The organism is Neolewinella lacunae (genome assembly GCF_014349155.1).
Lineage (GTDB): Bacteria > Bacteroidota > Bacteroidia > Chitinophagales > Saprospiraceae > Neolewinella > Neolewinella lacunae.
On record NZ_JACSIT010000104.1, the window covers coordinates 106,560 to 127,003 of the forward strand.

Sequence of the window (20,444 nt, forward strand, 5' to 3'; positions counted from 1 at the left end):
TTTAGGGACTGGCCATTCCCCACCCCGCTGGATTTTAACGGACAAACCAACGTATGAGCATCAAAGTAGGCATCTTCTTCGGTGGCCCCAGCCGCGAGCGGGAAATTTCCTTTGCCGGTGGCCGGACCGTTTACGATAACTTGGATAAGGAGCTCTTCGAGGCCATCCCCATTTTTGTGGACAGTTTCCGCCGTTGGTATCTGCTCGATTGGCATTACCTCTACCGGGGTACCGTGCGCGACTTTTTTCCGCCCATTGACCTGGCCCCTAAGTCGGCCCACGGCTTCCAGGTGTACCAGGAGAGCCTCGGCCCGCTTGATGAACTGTCGCTGGAGGCGATGGGCCGCCGCGTGGGCCGCCGCATCCGCCGCCACGAATTGCCGGAGCTGATCGATGTTGCTTTCCTGGCCCTCCACGGCGAGTACGGCGAAGACGGGCAGCTGCAAAAAGAACTTGAGTACGCGGGCATTCCCTACACGGGCAGCGGCGTCCGGGCCAGCGAAATTGGGATGGACAAAGCCCTGCAAAAAGAGCTCATGGCCAACCTGGGCTTCGCCGCCCCGGCCATCCGCGTGATCACCAAGGGCGACTTTGACGGCTCCCGCGTGACGGAGCACTTCGCCGTCTGCGAGCGCGAGATTGGCTGGCCGATGGTCGTCCGACCCGCCCGCCAGGGCAGTTCCATTGGCGTCAGCATTCTGGCCCAGAGCGACGGACTCGAAGCCTTTGAACGCTCCGTCAACGCCGCCTTCTTCCGCGAGGTGCTGCCCGTCAGCGAATACGAAGCCCGCGACGCCTACGAGCGCCTTGAGTACGTCCGCCAGCTCAGCGACCTGCGCGACGGCATCGCCTTCCCCCTCGACGCGCGCCGCGGAGACCACGAGCTGACGCTTTACACCCCGGACGAGCTCTTCGATTACCTCGAAGCGGCAGTAGCTGCCCCCGGTCAGGACCCCCTGATCGTCTTCACTGGCCACCAGAGCGAGGAGCGCGTCATCGTCGAAAGCTTCATCGACGGCAAGGAATTCAGCTGCATTGTGGTGCGCACGCCCGAGGGACAGGCCGTCGCGCTGCCGCCCACCGAGATCGTCAAGCCCAGCAACGAGCTCTTCGACTATCGCAGCAAATACATGCCCGGCCGCAGCCGCAAGGTGACGCCCATCGAGTTGCCTACCGACCGCATCCAGGCCATCCGCGCCGAGTGCGAGCGCCTCTTCACCGAGCTGGGTTTCCAGGTGTACGCCCGCATTGACGGCTTCCACACGCCCGGCGGCGGCATCTACCTCAACGACCCGAACACCACCTCGGGCATGATGCCCAGCAGCTTCTTCTTCCACCAGGCGGCGGAAATTGGCCTCAACCCCAGCCAGTTCCTCACTTTCATCATTCGCACTTCTTTGCGCGAACGCGGGATGCAGTGGGGCGGACCAGGAGCAATGGAAGTGGCCGACGAACTGGGCCACCAGCTGGATGCCGCCCTCGACGCCCAGCGCGCTGCGGTGACTACCAAAGAACGCATCGCCGTCCTCCTCGGCGGCACCAGCTTCGAACGCCACATCAGCGTAGAATCCGGCCGCAACGTCTACGAGAAGCTCAGCTCCTCCGAAGGCTACCGCCCCGTGCCCGTCTTCCTGACCGCCGCCCCCGGCCGACCTGCCGACTGGCAGCTCTACCAACTCCCCATCAACCTGTTGCTGAAGGACAACGCCGACGACATCCGCGACAAAGTAGCCAAGCCGACGGAGCACTCCGTGGTGGCCGACATTCGCCTGGCCTGCGCCAGCATCACTGCGCGCTTTGCCGACCCCGACGTCGTTTTCCAGCCCCGGCCCCTTACCTGGCAGGAACTGCCAGCGCTGGCCGATGGCGTCTTCATCGCCCTTCACGGCCGGCCGGGCGAAGACGGCCAGGTGCAGGCCAAACTGGAACCCCTGGGCCTCTACTACAACGGCTCCGGCATTGCCAGCTCGCGCATCACCATCGATAAGTACGCCACGCTGCATACCCTGGCCGACGCCGGTTTGCTGGTCACCCAGCAGTGGTTGGCCACGGCCGCCGAGTTTGCCGCTGGCCCCGAGGCCTTTTTCGACGCCGTGGAGGCCCGCTTCGGTTACCCCCTGATCGCCAAACCCGTGGACGACGGTTGCAGCTCTGCCGTAAAGCTCATCAAGAGCCGCCCGGAACTCCTCGCCTACTGCCACCTCACTTTCCAACCGGCGGGGATGGACACCGCCCGCTGCCGCCAGCAGATGAAACTGGCCGCCAAAGACGAGTGGCCCATCGGCAAAGACACCATCCTCTTCGAAAAAGCCATCACCGCCGCCGGGGCCGATAAATTCCTGGAAATTACCGGGGGTATGCTCACCCACCGGGGCGTCGATGGCAACCGCCGCTACGAAGTATTCGAACCCAGCGAAACCCTGGCCGGCGGCGAAGTGCTCAGCCTGGAAGAAAAATTCCTGGCCGGCGAAGGACAAAACCTCACCCCCGCCCGCCTGGCCACGGACGACTACAGCTACGACTACGTGGCCGGACAAGTCCGGGCCGATCTGGAACGCGCCGCCCGCGCCGTCGGCATCGAAGGCTACTGCCGCATCGATGCCTTCGTCCGCGTCTTCGCCGATGGCCGCGTAGAGACCATTCCCATTGAGATCAACAGCCTGCCGGGGATGACCCCCGCCACGGCCATTTTTCACCAGGCCGCCCTCGCTGGCTACCAACCCGCTGAATTCATCGACCGCATCCTCCAATACGGCAAAAGCCGCCGCGACACTGCTCCGGCTGCGCCCACCCCGCCTGCCGCGGCCCCCCAACCTGCGCCGGTTCCGGCGGCCGTTACCGTAAGTGCCGCTACGACTCCCCAAGCCACCGAGGTCGTCTTTACGGACGCTGCTCCTGAAGAGACGTCCCCGGCACCTGCGCTCAGCGCCCCCTACCAGCCGCCCCGCCCCGCTTATGATGCCCCGCCGGATCGTAGTCCGCTACCCCGCCGGGAAGGACTGCTGAACAGCACCATAGCGCTGTTCAAAAGCAGCTACTTCTGGAAAAACGCCGGCGCGGCGCTGGTCTTTCTGCTGCTCTGCTTCCTGGTGCTGCGGGTGGGCCTGAACTGGTACACCTCCCACGGAAAAAGTACCGAACTGCCCAATTTTGTGGGCATGATGCGTACCGACGCAGAAGACCTGGGCGATAAAATGGGCCTGAAAATCGAGTTCGAAAAAGGACCTTTCGACCCCAACCGCCCCGCCGGCGAAGTGGTGCTCCAACACCCTAAGGCGGGCAGCGGCGTGAAGAAAAACCGCTCGATCTTCCTGACCATTCTCAACGACGAGGCCCCGCTGATCCGCCTCCCGTCGCTGGTGGGCAACTACGACTACACGAACTACTCCGACCGCATTGCGGCCATCGGCCACATCAAATCCCGCATCCGCGAGCAAGTCTACGACCCCAAACAGGAAGAAAACTCCATCCTTTATCTCTACGACGGCGAACGTAAGGTGACCGACGCCGACCTGCGCGCCGGCTACGAAGTGAAGCAGGGCAGTACCCTCGATTTTGTGGTCACCGTTCGCCAAACCGGCGAGGTAGAGGTGCCCGACATCAGATGCCAGCAATTTGGGGTGGTGGAATTCCAGCTGGATGCCTCCAACCTGCTGGTGGGCACCATCCACGGCGACGTGGCCAACCGCGCCGAAGCCTACGTGGTGCGCACCGAGCCAGCCGGGGGTAAGATGGTGCCGGTGGGCTCAAAATTTGACATCTACCTCTCCGACGCGCTGCCCGACGGCTGTGAGTAAAGATGGGTGGGAGGAATTTGGTCCGCTGACCGACCGCTGAGGTCCTACCCAGCGCATTAGGGACGATCGAGCGGTTGTTACAGCAACGGCCCGCCCCGCAGTGCGGCACGATCAGGGGCAAAACGTACACCAAAGCGCGCGGGTGTGCGTTTTAAGGCATGCTGTGTAAGCTCGGCTGACACAGTTTTCCAAACCCCGGGGTGCCCCTTCCCGGGGTGGATCTGGCGGTGCCGGAACTTCGGTTTTGGTGGCGCGATAAGCAAGTGAATCAAATGAACGTAAGACTACTCTTGCCAGCCCTTTTGCTCGGGCTGGGTTTTTCTCCCCTCTTCGCCCAGGAATTTCGGCCCTTGGCTGGCTACGATCAATTGCAACCCGCTGCGGAGGCCAAGGCCCCGCCGGTGGTGGAGAAGCGGGTGTGCAGCACGTTTGATCTGGAAGGCATCACGCTGCTGGCACCGGGAGAAAATCTGGAGTTGCGGGCGGGCCTCGATACCACGGGGCTGGGCGATAAGCTCGTCTTCGGCTGCGAGGGTTGTGCGGACGCCAGCGGGGGCATTGCCACTTTCCGGCTGGATACTTTGCGGTATGGCGCGGCCTCAGGTGCAGTGCAAGAACTGGATACGCTCGTCCTTTCCGTCTGCAACCAAGCTGGCGACTGTGCGGAGCCACTGACCGTAATCGTGCTGGTGCAAAGGGCGGGTAGGACCATCGAACTGGGTGACCAGGCGGTCGACCCCGGTGGCGTTGCCAACGTGGTGGTGCCCCCGGCGGACCTCCCCGGCGGAGCCTTTTGCCGCAGCATTGCCGGTTGCGCACCCACCTACCCGGGGCGCGGGCAGGATTTTTACTTCCTCAACGGGTTTGAAAACAATAACAACTTCCGCTACTTCGCCACCCGCTACGGTGGGACGGACGCGGTTTGCGTTACCGTTTGCAACGAGCTGGGACTCTGCGACGTGTACCGAAGCACCTTTACCGTGACCCGGAATACGACGGATTTGCCCTTTTTCGATGACTTCAGCTACGGTGGTTTCCGGCCAGCCGAAGACCTGTGGCAAGACGAAGACGTACTGATCAACCGCAACTTTGCCATCAACCCGCCGTCCGTGGGCGTGGCCACCTTCGACGCGGTCAACAGCCAGGGCGCGCCCTACACGGCCACGGGGACGTCGCTGGCGTCCTTCCGCGACTTCCTGACCTCCACGCCCATCGACTTGCAGGGGGCGGCGAATACGGCGCTTAACTTTTACCTCCAGCCCCGGGGCCTGGGCAACCGGCCGGAGCGGCAGGACAGCTTCGTGGTGCAGTTCCTCACCCCGGCGGGCAACTGGAACACCGTTTTCAGTGTGCCGGGCATGCCCACTACCGAAGGCAACAACTCCGATCGCCCCTTCATCGGCTACACTATTCCCGTAGGACCGGAGTACCAGTACTTCGGCTTCCAGTTCCGCTTCGCCTCCAAGAGTACCGAGCAGGGGGCGGTGGATATGTGGCATTTGGATTATGTGAAGTTGGACAACCTCTCCAATACCCTCATCACCCAAGACATGGCCTTTGTCAATCCGCCCGAAGGCATCCTGGAACCCTATACGGCCTTGCCGATCCGGCAGTACCAGGCGGCGGGTAACGACTTGTTGCGGGACAGTTTCCGGCTGGCGGTGTACAACTTGCGCAACGACATTACGCCGATGAGCTCGGGCAATCTGGTCATCAGCACGGGCAGCGGACAGGCCATTACCTCGGGGGGCTTGCTTTCACCGGAGCTTTTTGGCGGGGCAACTGGCTTTGCGCCTCAGGCTTATGACTTCCGGGCGATGGACTTCCGTGGCTGGAACGGCTTTGCCGACCTCTCCGCTTTCCTGGCGGGTCTGGACAGTGCCGCGCCGCCGTTTAAGGTCCGGACGAGCTACCGGATGATCGTAGATACCGAAGACCGCAGTTTCGCCCCCGGCATCGTACAAAACGACACCGTCAGCACCCTCACCTGTTTTGACGAGTTCATGGCTTACGACGACGGCACCGCCGAGGTAACCCTGGAAGGGCAGGAAGGCACCGTGATTTTGCAGCAGTTTGACGCGTTTGTGCCCGATATGCTGGTGGGCCTGCGCATCCGCATTCCGCGGGGGCTCGGCGGACTGGGCGATCAGCCACTGCGGCTGGTGGTGTACACCGGCGATACCGTGCCCGTGACCCGGATCTACGAAGAAGACTTCCCGATCCTCTACGCTGAATCCTTCAACCGCGACACGCTGCAGGGGTACACGACCTACTTGTTTGAGGAGCGACTGGACCTGCCCGTGGGTCGTTTCTTCGTGGGCTGGGAACAGCAGCGGGCCAACCGCAACATTGGCATTGGCTTTGACCGCAACAACCAACCGGAGAACGTGCAGTGGTTCGATTTTGGCAATGGCTGGCAGCGCCTGACGGGGACGACGCGCGGGGCCATCATGGTCCGGCCCCTCCTGGCTGGCTTCGACGATTTCCAGACGAGCGTTTCCACGCCTACGCCCCCGACGGAGTTGGTAACGGTATACCCCAACCCGACCAGCGGAACCCTGCACCTGCGGCCGCGCCCCGGAACCCATCTGTATTCCCTGGAAGTTCGCCTCTACACCGCAAATGGCAGCCTCCTGCGGACCCAGCGGGGTACCGCGCAGCTTGCCCTGGATGACCTGCCTGCGGGCCTCTACCTCCTGCAAGTCAGCGACGGGCAGCAGCGCAGCCACCACAAAATCATCCGCCGCTAATCCATTTCCCGCCCTGCGGTGTTGAAGGGGATCAAAACGACGAAACGAATATGGACGCAAGCATTCAGGAACTCAAAGAGCGCGAAGCCGAGGGCAAAAAAGATTACGTCTTGCTGGACGTGCGCGAAGACTACGAGCGCGAGGAATTCAACATCGGTGGCATCCACATCCCGTTGGGCAATCTGATGGCCTCGTTCGATAAACTGGCCGCCCACAAGAACAGCGAAATGATCGTGTACTGCCGCAGCGGCAAGCGTTCGGCCATGGCCCAGGAGTTGCTCCGGCAGTCGGGCTTCACCAACGTTCGTAACCTGGAAGGGGGGATGTTGGCCTGGTTGGCGGAGTAGGGCCACCGGGCCGGAGAGGTGCCAGGTTTTTAAAAAAATTAGGATAACTAAAAATTAACATCCCGCAGCAAGCCAAAACAATTCTCGCCACGTCTGTTGTATCTGTACCCAAGATATTATGGGCAAGAATTCTTGCCCCCGAAGAACCAAAGACCTATGCGAAAATTTTACTTGCTGGTGCTCCTCACCGTAGCCTTTGCGGCTGCGCTCGGCGCCCAAACCCGCGTGACCGTGAAAGGCTACGTGCGCGATGCCTCCAACGGCGAAACCCTCATCGGGGCTACCGTTTTCCTGAACGGCACCAATAAAGGCACCACCACTAACGAATACGGCTTTTACTCCCTGACCGTCGACCCCGGCCAGTACACGCTCGTGGCCAGCTACCTCGGCTTCCAGGACCAGCGGCGGGAGGTAGACCTGTTGGGCAACTTTACGGCCGACTTTGAACTCTCCGACGCCGGCACCCTGCTGGAAGAAGTAGTGGTGGTGGCCGAGGAAGAAGACCAGAACGTGAGTGACGTCCAGATGAGCGTCGAACAGCTCGACATGGGCACGATCGAACGCCTGCCCGCCCTGTTGGGGGAGGTGGACGTGTTGCGCAGCATCCAGTTGCTGCCCGGCGTGACTTCCGTCGGCGAAGGAGCGGCGGGCTTTAACGTCCGGGGCGGCTCCATCGACCAGAACCTGGTCATCCTCGACGAGGCTCCGGTGTTCAATTCCAGCCACCTGTTCGGCTTCTTTTCCGTGTTCAACCCCGATGCGGTCAAGAACGTCAAGCTCTACAAAGGCGGCATTCCCTCCCGCTACGGTGGCCGACTTTCCTCCATCCTCGACGTGCGGATGAAGGAAGGCAACACCAAGCAGTTTGAAGCCCAGGGCGGTATTGGTACCATTTTCAGCCGCCTGAGCCTGGAGGCCCCGATTGTGAAAGACAAATCCTCCTTCCTCCTCGCCGGCCGCCGCTCCTACATCGACGTGCTGGCCGCACCCTTTCTGGGCGACGACCTGGCGGATACCAAGCTGAACTTCTACGACCTCACGCTGAAGACCAACTACCGCTTCAGCGACAAAGACCAGGTCTTCCTCAGTGGTTACCTAGGGCGCGACGTTTTCCAACCGGGCGACCAGGCGGGCTTCAGCTGGGGCAACACCACCGGCACCCTGCGCTGGAACCACTTGTTCAACGACCGCCTTTTCTCCAACCTCACCCTCTACTACAGCGATTACGACTACGCGATCAACTTCGGTTCCGACGACCAGGACGCCTTTGACTGGGACGCCAGCATCGTCAACCTCAGTGCCAAGCCAGAATTCAGCTACTTCATCACGCCGGAGAACGTCCTGCGCTTCGGCGGTCAGGGCATCTACTACCGCTTCGAGCCCGCCAATGCGGTGGCCATCAGCGACGGCGATGAGATCGACATCTCGATCAACAACCAGTGGGCGGTGGAAAGCGCCGTGTTCCTGGAGCACGAGCTGAGCCTGTTTACGGGCAAGGTCAAGCTCAACTACGGCCTGCGCGCCAGCCACTTTGCCTACCTCGGCGGCCGGCCCGTGTACGAATTTGGCGAAGCCCCCGCCGAAGGCTTTGCCCGCCCCCTGACGGGCATCACCCAAACGGAAAAGGGCGAAACCATCAAAGACTGGTTCAACCTCGAGCCCCGCATCGCGGTGCAGTACCAGCTCACCCCCCAGAGCTCCCTCAAGAGCAGCTACCAGCGCACCGCCCAGTACATTCACCTGCTGAGCAACACGACGGCTTCCATCCCCCTCGACATCTGGACGCCGAGCACCAACAACATCGAACCCCAGCTGGCCGACCAGTTTGCCATCGGCTACTTCCGCAACTTCAAGGACAATGCCTACGAGGCCAGCTTTGAGACCTACTACAAAGACTTTCAACAGCTGATCGACTACGTCGACGGTGCCGACCTGGTCTTGAACGAACTCGTGGAGGGGCAAGTCGTCTCCGGCGACGGGCGGGCCTACGGTGCCGAAGTGCAGGTCAAGAAGGTGAAAGGCCGCCTCAACGGCTGGATCAGCTACACCCTGGCCAAAACCGAGCGCCTCACTCCCGGGGTGAACAACAACGACTGGTACCCCAGCCGTTTTGACCAGACCCACAACTTCAACCTCACGGGTTTTTACGAGCTCACGGAGCGGGCCAGCCTGAGTGCTACGTTCGTCTACAACACGGGCACGCCCGTGACCCTGGCCAGCTCGGGCTACTACCAGCTGGGCTTTTTTGTCCCCCACAACGAGGGCAACGGCCGCAACAACTTCCGCATCCCCGATTACCACCGCCTCGACGTTTCAATCACGCTCGACCCCAAGCCGGAGAAAGCGGGCAGACGCTGGCAGGGGCAGTGGATCTTTGGGGTATACAACCTTTACGGCCGCCGCAACGCCTTCACCGTAGCGGGCACCCAGAGTGAGGGACGTCCGATCCTGGGGCAGCCCATTATGACGGAATCCAACCAGCTGAGCGTCGTCGGCAGCCCCATCCCCAGCATCAGCTACAACTTCAAATTTAAGTAACGACCTGCTTTTTGGGCGCTTACGCAGGTGCTGCGGAAGTCTTCCCAGAACAGCAAAGGACGTTGGACAAATACCACCCGCCATGAAACAATTATTGCTGCTTACCCTTCTTGGCCTGGCCCTGTGGCGTTGCGAAGACCCCGTCACGCTCGATAGCCGCTTCGTTGGCCCCGAGCTCGTCGTCGAAGCCTGGATCAACAATGCCTCCGAGCCCCAGACCATCCTCCTGACGGAAAGCCAGGACTACTACGCCAACCGCCTGCCGACGCCAGTGACCGACGCGCAGGTCGTCATCTGCGAAACGGAGAACCAGCAGCCGACGAGCAACTGCTTTCTCTTCATTCACCAGGATAGCGGCCGCTACGTCTGGACCCCTGGCCCCGGCGAAACGATCGGCGATGTCGGCACCGAATACGGCCTCGGCATCCAGCGGGGCGACAAACAGTACGCCTCCTTTTCCACGATGAACCGTACGGCAATGGTCGATTCGATCAGCTTTCAGTTCGAGGAAGCCTCCCTGGGCCTCGAAGAAGGCCTCTACGCCCAGCTCTACGCCCGGGACCAGGTGGGGCAGGGTGACGCCTACCTGATCCGGAGCACCATCAACGATACGCTGCTCATCCGTCCCTTCGAGTTGATTTTGGCCTACGATGCCACCTTCAGCCCCGGCAACGACGCCGACGGGATCACCTTCATCTTCCCCATTCGCTTTGGCATCAACAAGTTGGACGAAAATGGCGCGCCCATCCCGCTGGTGAGCGGGGATAAAGTAGAGGCGGAGGTCATCTCCCTGAGTCAGGAGGCCTACCTCTTTCTCCGCATCGTCCAGGAGCAAATCAACAACGGGGGGTCTGGGCTTTTTGACCGGCCGGTAGCGAACTCTCCTGGCAACGTTATCGACCTGGAGACGGGGGAAACCGTCCTGGGCTTCTTCAACGTGGGGGCCGTGGCTCGCGCGGAGCGGACGGTGGAGTAAGGGTGCTTGTTGGGTAGTTTTATCGGGATGCTCCCGACATGGGGTTGGTCGGGATAAATCCCAACAATACCTTGCGCTACTTCAAATCGAGGATATTGCCCATCGCGTAGCAGCGGCGGCAGCGGGCCTCGTAGAGGTCTTTTTCGCCGAGCACGACGGTTTCCTGATTTTGTACCAGGCGATAGGAGTGGGTGGCCAGGTTACCGCAGTGGGAGCAGATGGCGTGGACTTTGGTGATGTATTCCGCCACGGCCAGCAGTTGACAGATGGGGCCGAAGGGTTCGCCGCGGAAGTCCATATCCAGGCCAGCGATGACGACGCGCTTACCCCGGCGGGCGAGTTCCTGGACGTGCCTGACCACGGCGGGCTCGAAGAACTGGGCTTCGTCCAGTCCCACGACGGTGGTGGTATCGGGGATGTCCAGCAGCCGACGGGTATCGGTGATGGGGGTGGCCAGCAGGGAGTTGCTGTCGTGGGAGACCACCTGTCCTTCCCCGTAGCGGGTGTCCATGCGGGGTTTGAAGATTTCGACCTGCTGGCCAGCAATGCGGGCCCGCTTGAGCCGGCGGATCAATTCCTCGGTTTTGCCAGAAAACATGCTGCCGCAGATAACTTCCAGCCAGCCGCTGCGTTGACCGCTGAAGTGAGGCTCTAAAAACATGGTCTTATTTTCTTTTGCTGCGTGGAGATCAGTTAACCAAAGCTTCTCACCAACTAAGGAGCGTAAGGGCTAACTTTGCGGCGCGCCAAAATACCATAAATTCTTCCACATGCCCCAGTCTTCTGCCGATCGATTGCTCAGTCGCATCACCGCCCTGCACAAAAGCCTACAACTGGATGAAGGTGGTCAGCTCTCTGCCATGGAGCGCGACCTGATGCTGGGGTACCTGCGGGAACTCTACGAAATTTACGCCGAGACGACGCCCGCGCCACCGCCAGCTTTTTCCCGTTCCACCCCGTCGCTGAGCCCCGTGGCCCCAACGCCACCCCCCGCTCCGCCCGTGACGCCGCCGCCCCCCGTGACGCCACCCCCTGCACCCGTCGCTCCGCCGCCCCCAACGCCGGCAGCCCCGCCCGCACCGGAACCCGCTCCACCCGTCGCTCCTCCCGCCCCCGAACCGGCTCCTTTCGTAGCCCCACCACCTCCTCCGCCCCCGCCGATGCCCACCTACACGGCTCCACCGGCTCCGGAACCCGAGCATTCTACTGCTTCGCGGGAGATCAATGCCCTCTTCCTCGACGAGGGCAGCGCCAGCCCCTTCGGTCGCCAGGCCTTGCCGGATCTGACGCGGGGATTGACGATCAACAACCGGGTGCTCTTCGCCCGGGACCTTTTCAACCAGGATACCGACTTGCTCAACACCACCCTGCGTACGCTGAATAGTTCGGGATCCTTTGCCGCCGCCCGGCCGGTGTTGGAAAGCCTCGCCCGTCGCTTCGACTGGGTCGACGAAAGCAAGCGGGAGACTGCGGGTGAGTTCATCGAATTAGTCCGTCGCCGCTATGCTTAAGACCTTGCTCCGCTTGTTCCTTGCCCTGCTGCTGGCGGGCCTTGCCTACCTGTTTTACCAGGCCCACCGGTCCGAAACAGTAGTCCCTGCCACCCTCAGCGCCAGCGGTGCCGCCCCCGCAGAAGTGCTCACCATCGCCTTCGGCAGCTGCAACCGCCAGGATCGGCCGCAGGGGTACTGGGACGTAATCCGCAGCCACCACCCCGCCGCCTGGCTGTGGCTGGGGGACAATGTCTACGCCGATACCGATAACCTCCGGAAAATGGCCGCCGACTACCAGCAGCAAAAAACGGCCCCGGAATACGCCGCCTTCCGGGCCGAAGTCCCGCAGGTTTACGGCATTTGGGACGACCACGACTACGGCATCAACGACGGCGGCCGCGAATGGCCCCACAAAGACTCCGCCAAACAACTGCTGCTCGACTTTCTGGACGTACCCGCCAACGCCGCCGTCAGGACCCACCCCGGTACCTACCAAGCTTACACCATCAACCAGGGCGAACGGAGCGTGAAAGTCATCTTGCTCGATACCCGCTACTTCCGGGACGCCCTCGCGCCGGCCACCAAGCAAGGCCACCGCTACGGGCAGGACCCCGACGGCGACATCCTGGGCGCAGAACAGTGGGCCTGGCTGGAGCAGCAACTCCGCAACAGTACCGCCGACGCCCACCTCATTGTTTCCAGCATCCAGGTACTACCCCAAGACCACGGCTACGAAAAGTGGGACCTCTTCCCCACCGCCCGGCAGCGCCTGCTTGATCTCCTGGCCAGCACCCAGCCCCGGCTCCCCCTTTTGCTGAGCGGCGACCGCCACCTCGGCGAAATCAGCCGCGTGGAGCACCAGGGCATGACGATCTACGAAGTGACGGCCAGCGGCCTCACCCACGCCTACGAAAATGCCGACGAGGCCAACGGCCACCGCCAGGGGCCACTGGTAAACGTAAAAAATTATGGACTACTGCACTTCCTGCCCGCCGGTGATGGTTGGAGCGTTTTGGCCGAAATCCGCACCATCGAAGGAGACGCCGTAGCCAATGCCGTGGCCCTGGACAGCAGTTTGCAAGCCCAGGACGTGGCGAGCCTCAGCCAGTTCGTCCACCCCGCCGGCGCACTGCCCACAAGTTTGCAGCCCTGCCCGGCCAGCCCCAACTGCGTCAGCACCCAGAGTACCCAGGCCGATAAAAAGCGCGAACCCCTGGCCTTCACGGGCACGACCGCCGCAGCGCAGGCCCGGATCAAGTCGATCGTCGATGCCCTGCCACGGACGACCCTGCAGCAAGAAGCCCCGGGCTACTTGCACTACACTTTCCGGGCGGTGGGCATTCCCTTCATTGACGACGTAGAATTTCTGTTCGACGAAGCCACCCAGCAAATCCACTACCGCAGCGCCAGCCGCGTAGGGTACAGCGACCTGGGGGCCAACAATCGCCGGATGGCCAAAATCGTGGCCGCCTACGGGCAGCAATAAGTCACGCCGGATGTCCCAGAGATTCTACCGCGACGAACGCCTCAAAGCGAGGAAAGAAATTGAACGCCTGTTTACGCCCGCTGGCAAATCCCTCAGTTCCTACCCCATCCGGCTGGTCTACGTGGAGACCCAGGAGGTGCGGGGGACCTTTGCGGTGCAGGCCGGTTTTGTGGTCCCCAAACGGCGTTTTAAAAAGGCGGTGGACCGCAACCTCATCAAGCGGCGTCTGCGCGAAGCGTACCGCCTGAACAAGCATATTTTGGGCGAAAGGGACCCGGAGGAGCTTACCGTTCATCCGCCCTTGGATCGGCAGTTTGCGCTGATGTTCATTTACACGGGTGCGGAGGCGATGCCGTTTAAGTACATTGATCGCAAGATGAAGAAGCTGTTGGGGGAGTTGGCGAAGTTGTTGGGGGAGGTGGGGTGAGGGCTCCCAATTCGGAGGGATTCACCTACTTGCCAAATTTTTTTTAAGGGTCTCGGGGCTTTGTTGGCTGCTTACTACCTCCACTACCAATACCATAATCTCGTCTTTGTCGACCGTAAAAATTATCCGGTAATTCCATTTGAGAATTCGTCGGTACTCGATTATTTCGTCACTGATCAAATGTTCGACCTCGTGGGATTCTGGTAAAAGGGCCAAAGATCTGATGGCATTATTTATCCCTTTAAGTACATGACTTGCGGTTTGGTCGGAAATGGTAGCCCGCAGACGATCAACAATTCTGCGAATACTTTCCTGCGCTCTCGGGGTGACGACAACGCTGTGGCTTACCATGTTTCAGACTGTTTTTCAAAGTCGTCGATGCTCAGGTAATCGCCGCGTTTTACACCAGCTACTTCGGCTGCGTACACGCTTTTCATGTCTTCGGCGTGCAGGACGGTGCCATCGGCATCATAACCGAAGATGGGGTCTTTTTTTTGCTGGCTCACGTAAGTCCCCACCATGGCGTGTAGTGCGACTAAAAAATGGTCATCTAATTCATCCAGCCAGTGGCTTACGTCGCTGCGCATATCTGCGGTAGTCATAGTCGATTTTTTGTTAGGAGTTGCTAAGATAACGATTTACGACTTCAGCAGGTTGCTCCCTGGTTATTAAGGCGTGCTTCGTGCCATTAGTGGAAACGCAGCGTAAGCATAAGCTGTTTCCCCGCTTTTTCTCGGAGAGCGGTGGTATTTTACTGCCCGTTCAAACTTTCCGATCATGCACAACTTTCGCCTGACTTTCCTGGCTCCTTTGTTTTTTCTTGGCACCTGCGTCAGCGCCCAACAAGCCACGCCTAACCTGGCCGAGCGCCTGGGCTATCCGGCGGATACCAAGTTGCTCATCGTCCACGCCGACGATCTGGGGGTGACCCATGCGACCAACACGGCCAGCCTGGCGGCCCTGGAAAAAGGCAGCGTCAGTTCCGCCAGCGTGATGGCCAACTGCCCCTGGCTGCCCGAAGTGGCCGAATGGGCGCGCGCCAACCCGGAACACGACCTGGGGATGCACCTGGTGCTGACCAGCGAATGGCGGCTGCTGCGCTGGGGCAGTGTGGCCCCCGCCGATCAGGTAGCGAGTTTGCTCGACAGCAGCGGCTATCTGAAGCCCCTCTGCGACTTGATGGCCGAAAATGCCGACCCCGAGGAGGTCGAGCGGGAAATCCGCGCCCAAATTGAGCGGGCGCGCAGCCTTGGCCTGGAGCCCACCCACCTCGATTCCCACATGGGCTGCCTGGTTTATTACCCGCAGTTCTTCGCCCGCTACCTTAAAGTCGCCCGGGAATACGGCGTGCCGGCCATGGTATCGCGCCACGAAATCCTGGAAATCGGGCCGGAATGGGCGCAAATGATGACGCCCGAAGACCTGGTGATTGACCACATTTACACGGCGGGTACGCCCGATTACGCGCTAGGTCTCGACAATTACTACCGGGGCGTGCTGGCGAAACTTGACCCCGGCGTCAGTGTGTTGCTGATCCACACCGCCCTCGACGGCGCAGAGTCGGCGGGCATGGCCGGCGGCGTGGAAGGCTGGGGCAACCGCTGGAGGCAGCAGGATTTCAATTTTTTTACTAGCGAAGACTTTCTCAACATCCTGCGCGACGAGAAAATAAGCCTCATCACCTGGCGGGAACTGGCGCAGCGCTGGGCCGCAAGGAAATGACGTAATAGGGGCGCGGCCGCAGGTGCTCCCCCCCGACCCCCCGAAGGGGGGAGAAGGTTGAAGGAGCAGTGGGAGGCCCCATCCCTCAAAGGTGAGTTGCCTCGAAGGGGAAAGCCATAAAAAAAGGGTTGTGGGGAATGAACGTTCCCCACAACCCTGGATGTAAAAGAAGAGGTTAAAGCACTAGTTCGGCTCCGTGCGGAGGCAAATCGGCAGGTATTGCCGGCGGAAGATGGGCTGGAAGAAATTGGTGGAGTTGCGCAGGAGGTTTTGGTAATCGTTCAAAGCACCGGTATTGGCCAGGGAATTGGCTATCTCACTAGCAACTACGGGAGCGGAGATGGACGTTCCGGCCTTGAAGTTGAAATCGGTCAGGCCGTAGCCGGGTGTTTTGGCGGTCAGGTAGGCCGCTACGCGCACGGCGGGGTCGCCGAAGTTGGAGAAGGCCGAGACGTAAGGTGCGTCAGTAATTTCGGGGGCTTCAAACTGGTAGGAGGCCACGGAGATGACGTGTTGGTAGCGTTCGCCGAAGCTGGCGGGCCACTGGGGGGCGCTGGAAAGACTGATGTCGTTGGCGTCGTTGCCGGCGGAAGTGACTACGACGACTTTATTGTCTCCGGCGTAGCGGATGGCACATTCCATGGCCCGCGGGGTGACATTGTCTACGTAGCCCCAGCTGCAGTTGATGACGTTGCTGCCGATGTCTACGGCGCTGAACAGGGCCACCAGGGCACCGTAGTAGGTAGAGAGGCCTTCGGCGCCGAAGACTTTGTAGTTGACCACCGTCAGGGGGAGATCTCCGGAGTAATTGCCGATGAGTGCGCCGGTGGTGTTGGTGCCGTGGCCGATGTTGTCTTCGGGTTCGGGGTCGCCGTAGAAGAAGTCGTAGCCCAGGCGATTGAGGCCCAGGAACTGGTCTTGGGTGGATTGGTTGACGTGGCGCTCCCACTCGCGGTCCCAGTTGCCCCCCAGTTCTACGCCGCTATCGATCATCGTGACGATCATTTGCTTGCCGCGGTCTTGGGTAGAAGGGTTACCGGGTTCGTAGAGGAGGCAATCGTAGACCTCGTTGGGTTCACGGCCTTCGAACTGGCCGAAGTCGATCAAGCCGCCACTGGAGGGGCCGGGGACGGTAATGATGAAGTCTTCTTCGACGATGAAGTCGTCTTCGTTGCGGTCCAGGCGTTTCTGGGAAACGGCAGGCCCGACGGTGTTGGGGTCGAGGCCGGGGGGCACGTCCACGGCGGTTGCCTGGCCGCCCCGGCCCTGGTAGCTTTCGCTGGCGTTGAGTCCCGTTTCGTTGACCCAGGCGGCGAGATCGGCGGAGGGGTCGCAGGTGAAGAGGATGAGGCGCTGGAAGCTGCGACCGTTGCAGGAGGCAGTGATGCGCTGGCCGGGAAAATCGCCGTTGGTGCCGCCGTATTTGATGGTTCTTCCCGTGGTGATTTGGGGGCTGGTGGCCAGGGAAACGAAGTCGGCGGCTTCGGCGCGCATGGGGTTGCCGGATTCGTCGGTGAAGTCGAGGCGCACGAAGACTTCGCTGTACTGGGCGAGGTTATTGAGAGGGATAAGCTCCGCCGCCGCCGTAATGGGCGTGCAGGGGAGGATGGTCTGGTAGTTTTCGTCGCAGGCGAAGGTGCCAAACACTTGGAGGTAGAGGATGCCGCGGGTGCCGTTGTAGACCTGAAGTTGCAGGGTGTTGTCGTTAGGCCCTTTGCTGAGCTGGGCGGTGCGGGTGAGGCCATTGTCCACGCCGCAGTCGGCGGGCAGGGCGGGGCCGGAGCTGTTGACGGGGGCATCGAGTTTGCCGAAGGTGACCAGGGCCGGTTCGCAGGAGTTGCTGGGGCGAACGGTGGGAATATCGAAGTTGCAGCTGACGGGGACATCGTCATCGTCTTCACAGGCGGACCAGCCCAGGATGACGCACAGGAGGGCGAGGTAAAAGAGTTTGGAAATGCGCATAGTATTATGTGTTGAGAGCGGTGAAGGGGGATAGGAAGCCCACGGAAGAAAGGCTTGCACCGCTGGATGACGGGAGGGATGAATGCGTTACGAAAATACGCGACTTTTTTAGGGGCCGCAAGCCGGCAAAACTTTCTGGGGCCGAAACTGCGGGGTGTGCTGGGTTGGGCCGTGGATTTTGTGCCCACACCGGACTTGCAGGGGGAGGGAGAAGCCCCGAACTTGCGCCCTCGAATACCCCGCACTTGACGATGCCCCAACGGACCCTCCGGCTCATTACAGATACCCACCTTGACGACCGCCCGATCTACGTGGCCGGGAACTTCAACAACTGGCAGGTTGCCGACGAGCGCTACTGCCTGCGGCCCGGCGGGGAAACCGGGCATTTTGTTTACGACTTCGATTTACCCGAAGACCTGGCCTTTTTGGAGTACAAGTACACCCGCGGCGGCTGGGAGGCCGTAGAGTTGGGTCCGCACGGCGAGAGCGCCCACAACCACCGGCGGGCCGTCGCGGGGTCGGATTGGTCGCAGCCCGACCGCGTGGCGCGGTGGGCCAGCCCCGGGCTGCACTTCAACCCGGCCTTGTTGCCGAAAATAGTGGTCATCAACGAATCTTTTGAGATTCCCGAACTGATCCGCACCCGCCGCGTAGCTGCCCTGCTGCCCCACGATTACTACACCAGCGATAAGCGCTACCCGGTGCTCTACCTCCAGGACGGGCAGAACCTCTTCGACGAAAACGCGCCCTACGGGTACTGGGGCGTGGATAAGCGCCTGGCCGCCCTGGCCGCGCGGGGGCTGGGCGACCTCATCGTGGTGGGCATTGACCACGCGGATGACAAGCGGGTGGTGGAATTTACCCCGGGCTTTAAGACTCGGTTGGGCCTGGGCGACGGCCGCGAGTACTGCCGCTTTCTGGCTCAAACCCTCAAGCCGTACATCGACCAGCATTTCCGGACGCGGCCGGAGGCGGAGTACACGGGCATTGGCGGCAGTTCCCTCGGCGGGCTCATCAGCATTTACGCGGGCATTCTTTACCCGCAGGTGTACGACCGGCTGATGATTTTCAGTCCTTCCCTTTGGGTGACGCCGTCCATACCTTTCGACCAGACGAAGCTGACGCACAAGTTCCGGGGCCGGATTTACCTCTACGGCGGGGAGGCCGAGAGTGCTACGATGGTCCCCAATCTGCGGCGCTTCCGGGAAGAGCTGGAGGCGCGCACGCTCGCCGGGCAGGTAATGTTCCGCACCGAAATCGACCCCCACGGTCAACACAACGAGGCCCGCTGGGGGCAGGAGTTTCCGAAGGCGGTGGAGTGGTTGTTCTTTGGTTAATGTGTGAATGAGCGAATGCGTGAATGAGTGGATGAGTGAATGGGCTACCGCACTGGGCAGGCTACCGCACGAGGCAGGCTAACGTGACCGCCGTAGGCAGCAAAGCAGCTAATGAGCGAATTAAGGGAGGTTGGAGACTGTTCAGCTTGAGTGTGTCTACTGAAGAGACTGTTCATCTAAGTGTGTCTACATTCACACAACTTAGATTCGTGATTTATGGCAAAGAAAAGTAAAAATCCCACGCTGGAAGAGTTGTTCAGCGATCCTGAGCAGTTCCGGCAGATGCACGAGCAGCTTTACTCGCGTAAACCCCTACTAGAGCAAGGTAGCCCGTTTGCTCATCTGCTCCAGACGATGGTTAATGCCGCCCTGGACGGCGAGGTCCTAGGCCATGTTGCTGAGACGAGAGCCCAAGGGGAGGAGAACAAGCGTAACGGCTACACCGACAAGACGATTCTTTCCGAAGCTGGCCCCTTGTCGATCCGTACGCCGCGGGACCGGCAGGGGACCTTTGAGCCCCAGCTAGTACCCAAGCGAGAGCGAGAGCTATCGAGTGGTTTGGACACGCAGATACTAGCTCTGTATGCGCAGGGTAATTCGGTTGAGGACATTAAGCGGTTGCTCCAGACGATGTTTGGGGTGGACATTTCGGCGGGCAAGATATCGGCCATTACGGACCAGGTACTTCCAGTCATTCAAGAGTGGCGTAACCGCCGACTTTTAGAGTTCTATGCCGTAATTTACATGGATGCGATCCATTTCAAAGTCCGCCACGAGGGCAAGTACTCCAGCCGTGCGTTCTACACTGTTTACTCTGTTGACGGTCACGGTAATCGGGACCTATTGGGCATGTATATGTCTGAAAATGAGGGTGCTAACCAATGGGGACTGGTACTTGAGGACTTAAAGTTTCGTGGCGTCGAGGACGTTTTAGTCTTCTGCACGGATGACTTGACGGGCTTTAGTGAGGCGATGAATGATGTCTTCCCGGCCACGGTGGTCCAGAAGTGCCTGGTGCATAAGATGCGCAACACCACGCGCTTCGTAGATGACAAGGACATGAAGGCGGTGGTAAGAGGTTTGAAGGCGGTTTACAAGGCGGACACTCAGGAGGCAGCAGCAACAGCCCTAGAGGCTTTTGAGGTAGAGTGGGGTCACAAGTACAGCAGTATCGTCGTCAGTTGGCGTCGTGATTGGGATGAGCTGATGGCCTTCCTAGACTTCCCGATAGCCCTACGTCGAATGATCTATACGACCAACCCCGTGGAAGCCGTCCACCGAATCATCCGTAAACTCATCAAGGGCAAGGCTGCCTGGGCATCAGATACGGCCTTGATGAAGCAGGTGTACCTGAGCCTAATGCATAACGAGAAGTCGTGGCGCAAACAGGCGTATGGCTGGAAGGCCATCCAGCGCGATCTGGTTAAGCTGTATGGGGATCGGGTAACCAAGCACATGGGGCCAAGCTAAAAATGGCAGCGCGCGATCCGCGCCGCGCAGTCTCCGGCCTTCGGCCTCCGACTGTGCGGCGCGGATCGCGCGCTCGTCGCAAGGCTACGCCTTGCGATAGAGTAATAACTAACCCAGACACACTTAATTGAACTATCCC

The 20,444-nt window shown here is 60.6% G+C and carries 15 protein-coding genes; 11 read left to right on the forward strand and 4 right to left on the reverse strand.

All coding sequences use genetic code 11. The features are described from left to right. Positions 1-53: 53 nt before the first annotated feature. The 5 genes from H9S92_RS11625 to H9S92_RS11645 all read left to right on the forward strand — a co-directional run bounded on the left by H9S92_RS11625 (position 54) and on the right by H9S92_RS11645 (position 10,408). A complete protein-coding gene (locus H9S92_RS11625; RefSeq protein ID WP_187466889.1) occupies positions 54-3,797 on the forward strand; it encodes a PASTA domain-containing protein in 3,744 nt (1,247 codons plus the stop codon). A 272-nt stretch (positions 3,798-4,069) separates the two neighbouring features. Next, positions 4,070-6,547, forward strand: a complete 2,478-nt coding sequence (locus tag H9S92_RS11630) for a T9SS type A sorting domain-containing protein (RefSeq protein ID WP_187466890.1) — start codon at positions 4,070-4,072, stop codon at positions 6,545-6,547. Between the two features lie 50 nt (positions 6,548-6,597). After that, entirely contained in the window at positions 6,598-6,894 is a 297-nt protein-coding gene (locus H9S92_RS11635; RefSeq protein WP_187466891.1) for a rhodanese-like domain-containing protein, read from the forward strand. Between the two features lie 156 nt (positions 6,895-7,050). Further along, the gene (locus H9S92_RS11640; protein WP_187466892.1) at positions 7,051-9,432 is read left to right on the forward strand and encodes a TonB-dependent receptor; all 2,382 of its coding nucleotides are present in this window, start codon (positions 7,051-7,053) and stop codon (positions 9,430-9,432) included. Between the two features lie 82 nt (positions 9,433-9,514). Beyond that, the gene (locus tag H9S92_RS11645; protein WP_187466893.1) at positions 9,515-10,408 is read left to right on the forward strand and encodes a DUF4249 domain-containing protein; all 894 of its coding nucleotides are present in this window, start codon (positions 9,515-9,517) and stop codon (positions 10,406-10,408) included. Between the two features lie 76 nt (positions 10,409-10,484). On the opposite strand, the gene H9S92_RS11650 is transcribed toward H9S92_RS11645, so the two are convergent. After that, positions 10,485-11,069 carry a thymidine kinase gene (locus H9S92_RS11650; protein WP_187466894.1) on the reverse strand — a complete coding sequence of 195 codons (585 nt, stop codon included), beginning with the start codon at positions 11,067-11,069 and terminating at the stop codon, positions 10,485-10,487. A gap of 109 nt (positions 11,070-11,178) precedes the next feature. On the opposite strand from H9S92_RS11650, the gene H9S92_RS11655 reads away from it, so the two are divergent. Genes H9S92_RS11655 through H9S92_RS11665 form a run of 3 tightly spaced genes read left to right on the forward strand, consistent with a single transcriptional unit; the run spans position 11,179 to position 13,814 of the window. Next, positions 11,179-11,919, forward strand: coding sequence for a hypothetical protein (locus H9S92_RS11655; RefSeq protein ID WP_187466895.1), 741 nt, complete (start codon positions 11,179-11,181; stop codon positions 11,917-11,919). Then, the gene (locus H9S92_RS11660; RefSeq protein ID WP_187466896.1) at positions 11,912-13,387 is read left to right on the forward strand and encodes a DUF1499 domain-containing protein; all 1,476 of its coding nucleotides are present in this window, start codon (positions 11,912-11,914) and stop codon (positions 13,385-13,387) included. Before H9S92_RS11655 ends, H9S92_RS11660 begins: the two co-directional genes overlap by 8 nt. Positions 13,388-13,397: 10 nt before the next feature. Then, entirely contained in the window at positions 13,398-13,814 is a 417-nt protein-coding gene (locus H9S92_RS11665) for a ribonuclease P protein component (protein ID WP_187466897.1), read from the forward strand. 21 nt (positions 13,815-13,835) lie between these two features. On the opposite strand, the gene H9S92_RS22830 is transcribed toward H9S92_RS11665, so the two are convergent. Continuing rightward, a complete protein-coding gene (locus H9S92_RS22830) occupies positions 13,836-14,165 on the reverse strand; it encodes a type II toxin-antitoxin system RelE/ParE family toxin (protein ID WP_187466898.1) in 330 nt (109 codons plus the stop codon). Further along, on the reverse strand, positions 14,159-14,416 hold the full coding sequence (locus H9S92_RS11675; RefSeq protein ID WP_187466899.1) for a hypothetical protein: 258 nt from the start codon (positions 14,414-14,416) through the stop codon (positions 14,159-14,161). The genes H9S92_RS22830 and H9S92_RS11675 overlap by 7 nt, the downstream gene beginning before the upstream one ends. Positions 14,417-14,591: 175 nt before the next feature. Between H9S92_RS11675 and H9S92_RS11680 the strand changes: the two genes are divergently transcribed. Then, the gene (locus tag H9S92_RS11680; protein ID WP_187466900.1) at positions 14,592-15,536 is read left to right on the forward strand and encodes a polysaccharide deacetylase family protein; all 945 of its coding nucleotides are present in this window, start codon (positions 14,592-14,594) and stop codon (positions 15,534-15,536) included. Between the two features lie 183 nt (positions 15,537-15,719). On the opposite strand, the gene H9S92_RS11685 is transcribed toward H9S92_RS11680, so the two are convergent. Continuing rightward, complete coding sequence (locus H9S92_RS11685) at positions 15,720-17,498, reverse strand: S8 family peptidase (RefSeq protein ID WP_187466901.1); 1,779 nt, start codon at positions 17,496-17,498, stop codon at positions 15,720-15,722. Between the two features lie 251 nt (positions 17,499-17,749). Between H9S92_RS11685 and H9S92_RS11690 the strand changes: the two genes are divergently transcribed. Continuing rightward, positions 17,750-18,835 carry an alpha/beta hydrolase gene (locus H9S92_RS11690; RefSeq protein WP_187466905.1) on the forward strand — a complete coding sequence of 362 codons (1,086 nt, stop codon included), beginning with the start codon at positions 17,750-17,752 and terminating at the stop codon, positions 18,833-18,835. Between the two features lie 216 nt (positions 18,836-19,051). Further along, positions 19,052-20,305 (forward strand): IS256 family transposase, encoded by a 1,254-nt coding sequence (locus H9S92_RS11695; RefSeq protein ID WP_187465088.1) that lies wholly within the window; start codon positions 19,052-19,054, stop codon positions 20,303-20,305. Positions 20,306-20,444: the final 139 nt, after the last annotated feature.